Source organism: Mucilaginibacter agri (genome assembly GCF_009928685.1).
Taxonomy (GTDB): domain Bacteria; phylum Bacteroidota; class Bacteroidia; order Sphingobacteriales; family Sphingobacteriaceae; genus Mucilaginibacter; species Mucilaginibacter agri.
Genome location: NZ_WWEO01000044.1, coordinates 283,865 through 297,114, shown reverse-complemented (window position 1 = coordinate 297,114; position 13,250 = coordinate 283,865). Strand labels below are relative to the sequence as shown.

Genomic DNA, 13,250 nt, shown 5'->3' with positions numbered 1-13,250 from the left:
TTTTAACTTTACTCACTTCAATTTTCACTTTCTCCAAAAAGAGTTAAAGGCGGTTTAATTGTCAAACCTGGACGGTCTGATAATCAATTTCGGAGCTCACTGAGCCACACTTCGATAGTTATAAAACAAAAAAGGCTGTGCTTAATGCACAGCCTCCATTTTAGTTATTTCCAGATCGGGTTTCGATACGTCTGTTAACGCAACCTTACCACGTTCTTTTCTTAGTATCCTGTTAAACATCGAAATCTCTTTATCGAATAGGAAACGGAAGAACAACATGGTCCATGATTTATGGTAGAATAAAGTATCATAATATCCAGGCGCGGTTTTCTTCACCTTAGGTAAACGGTTCCATGGGATAGAAGGAAAGTCGTGATGCTCGTTATGGAAACCTACGTTAAATGCAACCAGGTTTAAACCGCCATAGTAGCTATAAGTTTCTTGCTCTTCGCTATGGGTTAAATAGTGTTCCTGAATCCAGCGGGCGCCAAGTGGGTGCAGGCCTACAGAGAACGAGAAGCTCAGCAATAAGAACACGATAGAGTGCCAGCCCATAAAATACCACACAGCCGCTGTGAAAACGATTTGTACCAGGTAATTTGCAGCAACCCATTTATCAAAAGCTTTGATCTCTTTTAAACGTGATAAGCGGGTAAGTTGAAAGAATGGGAAGAATAACAACCATAATGCTTTACCTATAAATGAGTTGTTAATCAACTTAGCTTCCCAGTGGTTAGGTAAGTCGGCATCTAACTCGTGCACACCCTGAAAGGAGTGATGTTTGATATGGTAATATTCGAATGAAATTGAACTTGGAAAAATTTGCGGGGTGTTGGCTAAAATGCCCGCCCAGCGATTGGCCGATCTGTTTTTGAAAAGCAAATGGTGTGCACACTCGTGGATTAAAACGAATAACGCATGGTCTGCAAACGCTCCTAAACAGTATGCCGCCAGAAAAACTACCCACCAAGATTGATCGCGTACCAACCAGGCCAAAGCAACCATAAAGGCTACAACGCCAATAATAGCAAAAATAGTAAGCGGGTTTTTGCCAATAAGCTCGCGGATATGCGGGAACTCCTTCAGCATTTTTTTAGTACGAATACGGTGTGGTTCGGACTCTGATGAGTAAATGAAATCAGTTTTCTTTATCATAAATTAAGGAAATTACCGCAAAATAAACTTTTAGCGCGACCTATTATGAATTTATTATGAAATATTTATTCGTAGATCGTCAAAATTTTAAGCAAAGTGTTGCGTTGCTGTCAAAAAATCAGATAAGCTGTCAAGTTTAAACCTCAATTTTGAATTTTTATTGTAGCATAAGTATTGCAGAGGTTTTGCAGCTGTGCAGAGGCTTATATATTTGCAGATAGTAAGTATCATTTACCAAACACCGAAAAATGTATAAATTAAAAGTAATATCATCTACCGTTCGTCCGGGCCGTAAAGGCCCCCTGGTAGCCAACTGGATTGCCGAAGAAGCCCGCAAACATGGCGCTTTTGAAGTTGAGGTTTTAGATCTCGGGGAAGTTAACCTTCCTTTAATGAACGAAGCCGTGCACCCTGTTATGCGCCAGTACGAGCACGACCATACCAAAGCCTGGAGTGCGAAAATTGATGAGGCCGACGCATTTATCTTTGTTACCGCCGAGTATGACTACAGCTACCCGGCATCTTTAAAAAATGCCATAGAATACCTTGTTCACGAGTGGGCCTATAAAGCTGCCGGTATATTGGGTTATTCTGCCGGTCCGTTTGCTGGGGTTAGGGCTATTGCCAATTTAAAGCCCGATCTGTTATCGCTTAAAGTAGTGTCGCTTGCCGAAATGGTTAACGTGCCGCTTGTAAACGAATTGGTTAATGAAGAAGGCGTTTTTATACCTAACGAAAGACTCATTGGCGCATCCAAAATAATGTTAGATCAGTTGGTGCGCTGGACTAAAGGAATGAAAGCCATTAAGGAAGATAAATAATAGAAAAAGGAGCGGTATTAAACCGCTCCTTTTAAGTTTTCGGTCTTTCTCATTCTAAACCAAAGTGGAATCAACAATATCATCAATGCTACGCACGAATACATTACCGTGTAGCCGATGATATGGAAGTTGTGATCAGTAACACCATTGTGAAACAACACCTTGATCTGTGAACCGGAAATGATGGCACCCAGATAACCAAAAGTTCTGGATAAGCCAAACGAGACACCTTTCTGAGCCAGCGGGGCTTCTTCATTTAGCAAGGCCTGGTTGGCTATGATATTTATACCTTCGGCACAGCCCATTACCAGCGTAACCAGAAAGATGTAAAATACAGTGCTATTTACATTAAGCGTGAGCCAGGCAATACAGCAGAGTAGCATAGCCATTACGCCCCATAAATTTTGCCGGAATAGTTTGGTGCTTTTAGAAACTAACAAGCCCATCGCCATAGCCATTGCCGATTCGGGCAGCATAATTAACCCAGTGTTTGCAGGGCTAAGATTTTTAACGGCTTCTAGCCACTGCGGCAGGGCGTATAATACCTGGTACAAAACATAAGTAGTGGCCAACGTGCGCACGTACACCAAAAGTAAAGACGGATTAGTTGCTAAAAGCCTTACATCAATAAACGGCGACTGTTGATTGCGTTCCCAAATTATGAGTGCTGCTAATAAAAACGTTGGTATAAGTAGTGGGAGCCAGGCAAAGGGTTGCATCAAAACATACAGCAGCGTTAATAGAAAACAGCTGAATATCATAATGCCGGGAACATCCAATCTTTTGAAGAGACTTACAGAAGGATTTGCGGCTGCTGCACCATAATTGGGGATGGATTTTGATAGAAACAATGCTACCAGTACCCATGGGATATTAATAAAGAAGATACCCCGCCAGCCCAGCCATTGCGTTAATAAACCGCCCAATACAGGCCCAATTACCATACTCACTTGTGCCGATGTTGCGATTATTCCAAGCACCCGGCCCGGTACCGGTTTGCCGATAGCTGCATATTTTTTATTGATAATAGCCATGGCCGATGGGTAAGCTGCAGAAGTACCTAGCCCCAAGAAAATGCGCGACGCAATAAGCCAGGAGAATGCAGGCGCAAAAACGCCTATCAGCGCGGCAATCAATACCAATATAAATCCAAGAGTGTTAATCTTCTTCGGGCTGAAAATATCGGCCAACCGTCCCATCAGTGGTTGGGCAATGGTAGAAGTTACATATAACGAAGTAATAAGTATAGCCCCCTGGCCAACGCTTACCTTAAATGAATTACAAAGGGCAAACAGCGAGGTTGCCAACATGGTAGAGTTAAGCGGGTTCATCATGGTGCCCAGTATAAGGGGCATCATAAACCTGAGGGATACTTCTTCGTCTTTTACTTCCTTGCGCATGTATTAATTGTTTGTCAGCATGTTGGCGATTGCTTCGGTGCTATCAACTTCGCCAATGCGGGGAAATATATTTTTCAGGCTATTATCGTGCGCGTCGAGTTTCATGTCTGTCATGGCATCCTGTGCGAACGTAATGTTGTATCCAAATTCGCTGGCTGCGCGGGCAGTACCTTCAACACCAATGCTGGTGGCTACGCCGGCAAGTACAATACCGGTAACACCTAATCTCTGAAGACTATCGTGCAACGGTGTATTGAAAAAAGCGTTCCAGGTATTTTTGGTAATGAAAAGATCACTGCCCTCGGTTTTAATTTCGGGGATAATGTCGAAAAAACCATTCTGTTCCATCATGGCGCGTGCCTGAGCAATAGCTTCTTCTCCTTTAGGTGCAGTAGATGCTTCAACACGGGTTTGTGTCCATTTGGCACCTAAAGGATTTACATTAACAATTACTATCGGCAGGTTTTTGCTACGAAACGCGGCAACCAACTCTGCAGATTTCTCGATTATGGGTTGGATGGGGTGAGCAGTGGGCATACCTGTAATGCCTTTTTGCAAGTCAATTAATACGAGCGCTGTTTTAGCGTCAATTGCAGTTATCATATGGTTATGTTTAAGGGGTTATTATTTGTGGTTAATCAATTTATTCATCAGCAGTAATGCCTCCTGCAGTGTTTTCTTTTCGGCAGAAGATAGGCTGTCTTCAATCGCGGTATCGAGCCATTGATCGCGTTCGTAGCGGCTTTGCTCCACTATTTGCTTTCCAAAATCTGTTAAGGAAATCGAAACCTTCCGCTTATCAATCTCCGAAGGTGTTTTAGCAATGATATTCAGTTCTTCCAGATGGTTAACGATTTGCGACATCGATTGCGCCTTGATCATAGCCATGGCAGCCAGGTCTGATGGGAACTGTGGCCCGTTATAATATAAGTAAGAAAGCGTTGCGCGCTCGCTAAGCGAAAATCCATCTGCACTTTTAACTTCCCTGCTCAGGCGTTTGTGCATTCGTGATGCTGTGTCTCTAAGGGAGGAGGCTAATTCGTTATTTTTCATAACTAATAAGGTAAACTAATAAGTTTACCTTACAAAATTGAACAATATTTTTCAGTAAAACAAAAAAGTCCGGAATAAATTCCAAACTAATGACTAATGACTAATGACTAATGACTAATGACTAATGACTAATGACTAATGACTAATGACTAATGACTAATGACTAATCCTGTCCCAAAATTTCATCCACCATACCAAACTCTTTGGCTTCCTGGCCAATCATCCAAAAATCGCGGTCCGATACTTCGTAAACCTTTTCGTACGATTGGCCGCTGTGTTCGGAAATAATAGTGTAGAGCTCTTTTTTGATCTTCATTACCTCACGAGCGGTTATCTCAATGTCGGATGCCGGCCCTTGTACACCTCCCAATGGTTGGTGTAACATCACCCTGGAGTGTTTCAATGCGGCACGCTTGCCTGTTGCACCAGCACAGAGCAGTACCGAGGCCATGGAGGCGGCTAGTCCGGTGCAAATGGTGGCAACATCGGGTTTAACAAACTGCATAGTATCATAAATACCCAAGCCGGCATAAACCGAACCACCAGGCGAATTAATGTAGATCTGGATGTCTCGTTTTTCATCTACCGATTGCAGGAAGAGAAGTTGCGCCTGGATAATGTTGGCTATCTGATCATCCACCGCCTGGCCGAGAAAGATAATACGGTCCATCATCAGGCGGGAGAAAACGTCCATTTGGGTGATATTTAGCTGACGCTCTTCCATAATATGGGGCGTCATGGCGATGGGGGTATAAGCCACGTTTACCTGGGCTATAAACCTGTCGACATGTAAACTTTGGACATGGCGATGCCCCACCGCGTATTTGCGGAACTCATTGCTATCAATATTCATAAAATAAGAGGTTACTTTTTAAATAAGGCCAGTATTTTTTTTACAAAGCCGTGTGGGGTAGGGGTATTAAATAGTTGCTGATGGACAGCTTCTATTTCGGCCTTTAGTTGTTTGCGGCCATAGTGGTGCACGAGGGTGTAGGTATGCTGTTGAAGCAATACCTTTTCGCGCAACTCGTCATTAATAATGGTTTTGGCATTGAATACCAGGTTGTCGCCGGGAGCCGCTAAACCCATCAGATGGTCATCGATTTCTTTTATCTCAATCAAGGAAGTCCTCATAGCTCAATGATTTTTGTTTAACAGTGTCCCTTACTTTTTCGAGGCATTTATATTTTTGCACCGTTGCCGAGTGCGTGCTGGTGTATCCAAATGTTTCGGCTAATTGCTTAACTGGCAGGTTATCGTAGTAAAAAGCTTTTAATACCTCCATGCATTTCTGCCCGGCGGTTGCGAGATAATGCATCAATTTGTTAGTAGAAAAAGAGGCGGACTCGTTTAGCATCTCGGTATCAAAATCATTCAACGGAACCTGTACTTTATCAGTACGGAACTTTTGCAACCATAGAAACTTCGCGATGCCCAGGAGGTATGCCCGCTCATTGGTCTTAATGGCAATGGTTTCAGCTACCGCCTTTTCGTAATAAATAACCAACGCATCCTGAAAGATATCTTTTGCCTCATCAAATGAGCCGCCCATTTTACTCACATACCTGGCCACCGCCGGGAAAGCTTTTTGGTATAATGCTATAAAAAGCTGCTCGCGCATGGCCGGGGTATTTTCGGAATTAATTAATGCTTCCATAAATATGCTTTTAATAACAAGTGTAAATGGCGGACAATATATCACCCTAAAAAGTAAATTTATTTAAAAATAGTTTGGGTAACAAAAAAGGGCATTGCAAATGCAATGCCCTCGAGGTTTAAGGTTGGTTAGAATTATTTGTTTACGTAAGATGTAAGCCCTGCCGGGTTGAAATAAATTTCGGGATACTTAGTTGCAGGATCTGTAAGCGGCAAAGTAGGCCTGGTGCTGGCTTTAAGCGTAATAGAAGTACCCGGTACCGGATAGTCCGCTGCCAAACCACGACCTATGATCGTATAATAACGACCGGGTGCCAATGATACTGTTGCCGATGCGGTGCCTAACTTAGTAGTTGTACCGGTTAAGTACATCTGGAAAGTATAGTTGGTAAGCTGGATAGCGTTAACAGGCACTGCAACAAAGTCTGTTACCGTACTGTAAGCAATACCCGAAGCAAGGGTGGTAACAGTAGGCGCGGTTGCACCACTTAAAGTAGTGGTAGAAGCGATATCTACAGCACCGCCGTTAGGTACCATGTAAGCAAAGCGTACGTATGCTTTGCCTGCGTCGGCGTTCGGGAATTTATCTTCCACAACTTTAACTGTCAGCGGCGCAGTAGTAGAGCCTGGTAAACCTATTGCAAATACAGAATATGCAGAGCCGGTTACCGTGTTCTGGGTTACTGTACCTAATACCGTTCCTGGCGCACTTGTTTGTGGACTAACCAAAACCGGTGCTGGTGTTGAAGTCTGTATTTTAATAGCGGTATTGCCCGATGGTACAACCGAATAATTTACAGCAGGAAACTGACCCTGGTATGATGCCGCCGCCGAACCTAAATAGTTATAGATAATACCGGTGGTAATTGATGTTGCCAAAGCGTTATCAGTTACTGACACAGAAGCTACCGGGGTGATTTTGGTTCCGTTTACATAGCCATCAATAGCCGGGGTGCCCGGAGCCGTATGTAAGATCTTGATCTGTGTACCCGAAGCCGCGTCACCAAACTGAGTGATGGTTGACTTTTTACACCCGGCTGCTACAATAAGCATCATGCCGAGAAATATATAGGATAATTTTTTCATTACTATTTCTTTAAAATTATGGTAAAACAAACCATGGTTTTGTAGTATGGTAGTCGGCAGCAGTAGCACCAAATTTTTTCAGGGCAGGTACATTCCAGATGTATTCTGAGTTGTAACGCGGACGAACTACATAAACTTGTTTACCTGCATTGTCAGGATATAAAGTTCCTGGTTTGGTGAAACCCTGGAAAATGGTAGCGTCGTAGCTGTAACGGCGTTCGTCAGACCATGCTTCTATTGGGTTCCATAAGAACAATGCGATAAATTTCTGTTGTAAAATATCACTCAGTTTTAATGCAGAAGCTGATTGCGCTACGCTTTTGCTTGCCAGGTATTTAGCTTGATCGGCAGCGGATATATAGTTGGTGGCACCAGTAAGACTTCCCGCAACCGGAGGGTTACTTGCAAAATCAAGAGCTCCTTTTACACCGTTGATGTACGCCGTATAAGCGCCTGCCATATCACCTTTTTTAAACAAAGCTTCCGATTTCATAAACTGCAATACCGGGTAGGTCATTAGTACGCCCCTGGCATTGTCATTGAACAAGTACTTCGCTGTACCAACCTTAGTAACATTGTTAAAACCGGCAAAGGCTGGAATAGATGTGTTAGCATCCGCAGAGTTAACATCACCAAGTGGCGCTATAACCCCACGGTATACGCGGTCTTTACTGCGGTTTAATAATAATGGTAATCGTGGATCGGCCAAGGTGTCCTGCGTTGCAGAGCCTGCCAAAATACGGCCATCCAGTAATCTTACAATAAAATCAGATTGACGGAAACCTGAAAGGTTACCACGGGTTGGTCCCCAGAAGTTAGCATCGGTTGAGTTAGTTGCAGTGTTTTGCACGCTTGCATTGTCGCCATTGTTCATAAACGAGTGATCAACAAAATAAGCAACCGAATCTGCGTTGAAGGTAGATTTATTGCTCATGTGCAAAGCATTCTGCGCCAATATTGAGTAAATAAATTTCACCCATTTGCTACGGTCTCCGGCATACATGTAATCCCCTTTAGCCAATGTTGTAGAAACACCTGTAATGTTATCTGTTTTTGTAGCTTGGGCAAAAAAGCCTAACGCTAAACGGCATTCTTTTACCGCTTCAGCATAAACAGTTTGCGGGTCGTCGTAATCAAAAGTAAGCTTGGTTGGGTCATAGGCTTCTTTTACAACCATGTAATTGTAAATGTCGGCACCATTTTGCCAGCCCCATGCTTTCAGGGCGTGTGCAACGCCTAAGTATTCGTATTTGTTTTTGGCCGTGGCATCCTGTATCATCAGGTTTGCGTTTTGCCCGATACTGAAATAAATGGTACGCCACATCTCACCGTTAGAGTCAGATCCCGGTACATAACCTTCTTCGTCCCAAACGTTATTGGCTGCAGATGATCCCCAGATTTGGGCATATTGGCCTATATATCGGCTATCGTACCAAACACCACGCTCCATACCTGCCTGTATAGGTGGCAATAAGCTGGCTGCATCTACCGCGGTAGGTGCATTTGGGTTGGTGTTGATGTCGACAAATTTCTTACAACTGCTAGCCGTACCAAGGGCTACCAGTGCGCTTAATGTATATATGAGTTTTTTCATGTCGATTCGTCTTATAATTTTACACTTACTCCGAAAGAGATTGTACGTGGGGTAGCTAAAGTTCCGTAGTCGAAACCGGCAGCACCCGAACCTCTTGTTGATGAATTGGTACCGTTTACTTCCGGATCTGCACCGGTATAGTTGGTGATCAGGAACAGATCTGTGCCGGTAACAAATACACCTGCTGATTTAAATACTTTTTGTTTAGCTAATAATGATGCCGGAAGCGTATAGCTTAACGTAACATCTCTCAGTCTTAACGAGCTGATGTTGTGCTCAACAAAATCAGATTCGATTGCGTTTTTGTAATAATCGTTTTGGTAGTAAGGGTTAATCTGGATAGTGTTTGCTGTAGGTGTAGCAGAGTTTTCGTTGCCATCTTTAAGTACACCAGGTATTACAATCGGGGTTTGTCTGTTAGTGGTGCGTGCACTTAAACCGTAACGGGTTAAGAATAATTCGTTACCGTTAAATACGTCGCCACCTTTACGGTAGTCTAACAAGAAGGATAGGTTGAATGCTTTATAAACAAAGCTGTTACCCAAACCTAAAGTAAATTTAGGCTGACGATCGCCCGTGGTAACAAATGCCGCGTTAGAGATAGGCATACCTGTTGTAGGGTCTACCAAAATCTGGCCTTTATTGTTACGTGCATAGCTGTAAGTGGCAATATTCATTAAGCTGCTGCCCGGGAAAATACTGGCGCGTGCATTGGCATAAATCCAGGTATCAGAGTTATAGTACTCTGGTAAATCACCAAGGTTAATTACTTTACCGCGGTTTAAGAAGAAGTTAGCAAATGGTTTCCAGTTAAAATCTTTGGTTTTAATAACTGTACCGCTTAACTCAATTTCCAAACCTTTGTTCTGGATTTCACCACCGTTAACCAACTCCAGGATGTAACCTGATGCATAGCTGATACGTGGGTCAAATATCTGGTTGGTAGCACGGTATTTGTAAACGTTGATCTCAGCACTTAAACGGCCACCGAAGAATTGTAATTCGGTACCTAACTCCATTTGGTAATCCTTCTCTGGTTTAAGAGCAGGGTTATTACCGGTAACATCATAAGCATAGCCACCGCCTGAAGTAGACTGTTGGATAACGCTCGATTTGATTTTGTATGGAGCAAATGGATCTTTACCCACACCGGCATAAGAGAAACGGATTTTACCAAAAGATAATACCTTGTTTCCTTTTAACATTGGCAACTCGGTGAAGTTAAAACCAACACCACCTGATGGATAGAAGTAAGAATCTTTAGCTGTACCTGCTAAACGAGATGAATAATCGTTTCTGGCAGTAGCGTTTAAGGTAATTAACTCTTTGTAAACTAAGTTTAAACGGGCAATTTCACCAATACGGCGTGTTTCTGCGTAGCTAGTAGTTGCACGTTGTGTAGTTGGGGTAGTGTTGTTGATGGTGTTAAAATCTGGCTGTAAAAAAGCCTCACCATATTGGCCGTTAGTGATGTCCTTACCGTCATAAATCTCAGCACCCACTGCTAAAGTAGCGCGGATATCGCCAAAATTGTGTTTGGCCGTGGCAAAGAACGAGCCGTTAAGCAACAGGTTGTTATCATCATAATTATCAATAATACCACCTTTACTAATACCATTTGCTGATGCAAAACTCGATGATATTGCATTTTGATAAGAGTTGCTGTATTGGCTAACTAAGTTGTTACCCTGTGTAGTATAATAATCCACACCAAATAAACCTCTAAAGTTTAACCATTTAGCTGCGTCGTAAGACAGGTCGAAGTTGGCGATCATGCGATTGGTTTTATCGCGGCTAATGTTGTTGTTAACATCCCAAAGAGGATTGTCGAAATCAATCGTCGCATCTAAAACTGAATTTGTTGGCGGCAATAAGGTTCTGCGACTGCCGTCTGGGTTCAGGTAGTTACGCACATCATCATTGGTTGGCCAGCTAAGTGCATTAATATAGGTACCACCATCGCCCTTGTTGGTTTTGCGGTTGTCTATATTAAAGTAGTTGAAGCTTGCGCTGCTGGTTAATTTTGGCGTTAATTTAGCCTGGCCTGCCATGCGCAAAGAAAGCTTGTTGTTGTAAACCACCGGAATTACACCACCGGTGTGGCGGTACTCTCCAGAGATACGGTAGCTGGCCTCATCATTACCACCCTGAAAAGCAAGGTCGTGTGATTGAGAGAAACCGGTTTGCAGGAAATTCTGCAAGTTATTATAGGTTGGTGTGCCTGCTGCATAAGCCGGGCCATACGCTAACCTTGTTGTAGGATCAGCGTAACCTGCTGTACCCGGGCCATAAACATTCTGGATTTTTGGGAAACGGTACTCGTTAGAAAAGCTGAAGTTGTTGTTATAAGAAATGCTACCGGTTCCGCTTTTACCTCTTTTGGTAGTAATTACAATAGCACCACCGGCTGCATCAGAACCGTAAACCGCAGCAGCATCAGCTCCTTTTAATACGGTAACGGTTTCGATATCATCCGGGTTAATATCGGCAATACGGTTGGTAAAGTCCTCGCGTCTGTTATCACCGTTAGATGCCAGTGCGCTTTGGCTCATAGCATCGTTGTTAACACGGATACCATCAACCACAAATAATGGCTGATTGCTACCACCGATAGATGTGATACCGCGTAATACGATTGATGCTGATGCACCCGGTACACCGCTGGTGCTGGTAACAGTTGCACCGGCAATACGGCCTTGTAATGAGTTAACTAAGTTTTCGCGCTGGGTTTGTGCAATGGTTGCACCACTAATGGTTTGCACAGAAGAAGTTAAGTCGCGCTGACTTTGTTTAACACCGAAACCTGTAGTAACGGTAACTTCCTTTAAAGTAGTAACATCTGATTTTAGTTGTACGTTGATCACTGTTTGCGATCCAACTACGCGCTCTGCGGAGATAGTACCCACAAAACTGAAAATAAGGGTTTGACCGGCAGATGCTTTAATAGCATACTTACCTTGAGGGTCGGTACTAACGGCGGTTGATGCGCCTTTAATTTTTACAGTAGCTCCGGGCAAGGGGCTGCCGTCTTCACTGGCGGTAACTGTACCTGTTATTGCTTGTACCTGCGCCATAACCTGCATAGCACAGCAACAACTTACCAGAAGAAATGCAAGTAAAATTTTCTTCATACACTGGTTGGGTTTGCTTGTTTTAGTAGTTTTTTAAGAAGCTTAGTTAGTTAATTGTTATTAAATTACGGTATAATTTTTAAGTTTATGTAAAGAAATCGTCTGAAATTAAAGGATTTGGCAAAAAATCTTATCAAACAACAACTTTGTTACAAATACGTTAGCTGGCAAGGTTTGTAATCAATTGGTTTATATCTACTTACGTTTTTGTGCTTAAAAGTACAAAACTTCCGCAAACTACTGCAAGTGTTTTCCGCATATTGTTGCATATTGTTGAAAAAAACTTGGCAAATGTATGGCAAGGCTAAAGTTTACTTTAGCCTTATGTAGGTAACCAGTAGAGAAAAAAGGAATTTATTGAACGAGCAATTGCTTAAAAGCTACGCTATCACCCTTAAAGGTGTCGAAATCTACCGCATGGTGTATACCGTTTACGGTGGCTTTGTCGGTATGTTGCCAAAACTGCCAATTGGTAGACTGGTTAATACGCAGCTCGGGTTTATCGTAATGGGCTATCCAAAGTGGGTACTCATCAAAAAAGCCTTTAAGGTAATCCTGGTAAAAGCTAAGACCCGAGTAAATGATGGGTTTGGCGGTGGTTCTATATTTAAGGTAAGATAAACACTGGTCGAGGCTGATGCGCATCTGGGCCGGGGTAGTGCCATCCAGTTTTTCGATATCTATAACCAGGGGCATATCATTGCGTTCCAGCCTTACGGTTTTTAAAAATAGCTTGGCCTGTTCTTTCCCGTTTTTCTCCGGTCTGAAAAAATGATAAGCACCGCAGATTAATCCCGTTTTAGCAGCCTCTCGCCAATTGCGCTGAAAGGTTGGGTCGGTATAATTTTCACCATCTGTTGCTTTTATAAAGGCAAAACTAATATGCAGGCCGTTCTCGTCCATGGCCTTAACCTTGGGCCAGTCTATTTTGCCCTGCGCGTATGATACATCAATACCATGTATCGTGTATTTCTCAGACACATGGATATTAAAACTTTTGTAATGACGGTAGTCGGGATCTTCGCCAATATCATTAACCCAATGCCAGGCTGCGGTGAAACCCTGGGTGATAAACCTGTAATAAAATGGAGAAAATAAGATCAACGCAGAAATAGTGATAACAGCCGGCCAGTGTTTAAAACCTGTTTCCGTTTGCTTTTTGGCAGGTGGTTTAGGTTTTACTGTACGTTTTGCAACGGGCTTTTTTCTCTGCACAGGTTTCTTTACAACAGCGGGGTCTTTAGGCGGCGTGGTCACACTACAAATTTAGTAAATACAATTAGATCATTAAATAAACCAACAGAATGCACACCTGAATCTAGATAACTGTGGAATAATGAGGCAAATAAAAAAG

Annotated in this window: 12 protein-coding genes; 1 reads left to right on the top strand and 11 read right to left on the bottom strand. The window is 42.9% G+C overall.

Annotated features, from left to right (window positions below; all coding sequences use genetic code 11):
• Positions 1–141: 141 nt before the first annotated feature.
• Complete coding sequence (locus tag GSY63_RS17575; protein WP_166587144.1) at positions 142–1,155, bottom strand: fatty acid desaturase; 1,014 nt, start codon at positions 1,153–1,155, stop codon at positions 142–144.
• A gap of 248 nt (positions 1,156–1,403) precedes the next feature.
• Between GSY63_RS17575 and GSY63_RS17570 the strand changes: the two genes are divergently transcribed.
• Positions 1,404–1,976 carry an NADPH-dependent FMN reductase gene (locus tag GSY63_RS17570; protein ID WP_166587143.1) on the top strand — a complete coding sequence of 191 codons (573 nt, stop codon included), beginning with the start codon at positions 1,404–1,406 and terminating at the stop codon, positions 1,974–1,976.
• 17 nt (positions 1,977–1,993) lie between these two features.
• Here the strand turns inward: GSY63_RS17570 and GSY63_RS17565 are convergent, their stop codons facing one another.
• From GSY63_RS17565 to GSY63_RS17520, 10 genes are all read right to left on the bottom strand, one after another.
• Positions 1,994–3,376: an MFS transporter gene (locus tag GSY63_RS17565; protein WP_166587142.1), complete on the bottom strand. Its 1,383-nt coding sequence runs from the start codon at positions 3,374–3,376 to the stop codon at positions 1,994–1,996.
• A 3-nt stretch (positions 3,377–3,379) separates the two neighbouring features.
• A complete protein-coding gene (locus GSY63_RS17560) occupies positions 3,380–3,979 on the bottom strand; it encodes an isochorismatase family protein (RefSeq protein WP_166587141.1) in 600 nt (199 codons plus the stop codon).
• A gap of 21 nt (positions 3,980–4,000) precedes the next feature.
• Positions 4,001–4,429, bottom strand: coding sequence for a MarR family winged helix-turn-helix transcriptional regulator (locus GSY63_RS17555; RefSeq protein WP_166587140.1), 429 nt, complete (start codon positions 4,427–4,429; stop codon positions 4,001–4,003).
• Between the two features lie 163 nt (positions 4,430–4,592).
• Positions 4,593–5,282 carry an ATP-dependent Clp endopeptidase proteolytic subunit ClpP gene (gene clpP / locus GSY63_RS17550; protein WP_166587139.1) on the bottom strand — a complete coding sequence of 230 codons (690 nt, stop codon included), beginning with the start codon at positions 5,280–5,282 and terminating at the stop codon, positions 4,593–4,595.
• A gap of 11 nt (positions 5,283–5,293) precedes the next feature.
• Positions 5,294–5,563 (bottom strand): hypothetical protein, encoded by a 270-nt coding sequence (locus GSY63_RS17545; RefSeq protein WP_166587138.1) that lies wholly within the window; start codon positions 5,561–5,563, stop codon positions 5,294–5,296.
• Positions 5,544–6,086, bottom strand: a complete 543-nt coding sequence (locus tag GSY63_RS17540; protein WP_166587137.1) for an RNA polymerase sigma factor — start codon at positions 6,084–6,086, stop codon at positions 5,544–5,546. Before GSY63_RS17540 ends, GSY63_RS17545 begins: the two co-directional genes overlap by 20 nt.
• A gap of 134 nt (positions 6,087–6,220) precedes the next feature.
• Positions 6,221–7,171 carry a DUF4397 domain-containing protein gene (locus tag GSY63_RS17535; RefSeq protein WP_166587136.1) on the bottom strand — a complete coding sequence of 317 codons (951 nt, stop codon included), beginning with the start codon at positions 7,169–7,171 and terminating at the stop codon, positions 6,221–6,223.
• 16 nt (positions 7,172–7,187) lie between these two features.
• A complete protein-coding gene (locus GSY63_RS17530) occupies positions 7,188–8,765 on the bottom strand; it encodes a SusD/RagB family nutrient-binding outer membrane lipoprotein (protein WP_166587135.1) in 1,578 nt (525 codons plus the stop codon).
• An 11-nt stretch (positions 8,766–8,776) separates the two neighbouring features.
• Positions 8,777–11,896, bottom strand: a complete 3,120-nt coding sequence (locus tag GSY63_RS17525) for a SusC/RagA family TonB-linked outer membrane protein (protein WP_208094583.1) — start codon at positions 11,894–11,896, stop codon at positions 8,777–8,779.
• Between the two features lie 354 nt (positions 11,897–12,250).
• Positions 12,251–13,153 (bottom strand): glycoside hydrolase family 25 protein, encoded by a 903-nt coding sequence (locus GSY63_RS17520; protein ID WP_166587134.1) that lies wholly within the window; start codon positions 13,151–13,153, stop codon positions 12,251–12,253.
• Positions 13,154–13,250 lie beyond the last annotated feature (97 nt).

Excerpts from the sequence above, each read along its gene's own strand:
- GSY63_RS17555 (WP_166587140.1), bottom strand. The coding sequence starts at position 4,429 with ATGAAAAATAACGAATTAGCCTCCTCCCTTAGAGACACAGCATCACGA.
- GSY63_RS17545 (WP_166587138.1), bottom strand. The coding sequence starts at position 5,563 with ATGAGGACTTCCTTGATTGAGATAAAAGAAATCGATGACCATCTGATG.
- GSY63_RS17530 (WP_166587135.1), bottom strand. The coding sequence starts at position 8,765 with ATGAAAAAACTCATATATACATTAAGCGCACTGGTAGCCCTTGGTACG.
- GSY63_RS17535 (WP_166587136.1), bottom strand. The coding sequence starts at position 7,171 with ATGAAAAAATTATCCTATATATTTCTCGGCATGATGCTTATTGTAGCA.
- GSY63_RS17565 (WP_166587142.1), bottom strand. The coding sequence starts at position 3,376 with ATGCGCAAGGAAGTAAAAGACGAAGAAGTATCCCTCAGGTTTATGATG.
- clpP (WP_166587139.1), bottom strand. The coding sequence starts at position 5,282 with ATGAATATTGATAGCAATGAGTTCCGCAAATACGCGGTGGGGCATCGC.
- GSY63_RS17540 (WP_166587137.1), bottom strand. The coding sequence starts at position 6,086 with ATGGAAGCATTAATTAATTCCGAAAATACCCCGGCCATGCGCGAGCAG.
- GSY63_RS17575 (WP_166587144.1), bottom strand. The coding sequence starts at position 1,155 with ATGATAAAGAAAACTGATTTCATTTACTCATCAGAGTCCGAACCACAC.
- GSY63_RS17560 (WP_166587141.1), bottom strand. The coding sequence starts at position 3,979 with ATGATAACTGCAATTGACGCTAAAACAGCGCTCGTATTAATTGACTTG.
- GSY63_RS17525 (WP_208094583.1), bottom strand. The coding sequence starts at position 11,896 with ATGAAGAAAATTTTACTTGCATTTCTTCTGGTAAGTTGTTGCTGTGCT.
- GSY63_RS17570 (WP_166587143.1), top strand. The coding sequence starts at position 1,404 with ATGTATAAATTAAAAGTAATATCATCTACCGTTCGTCCGGGCCGTAAA.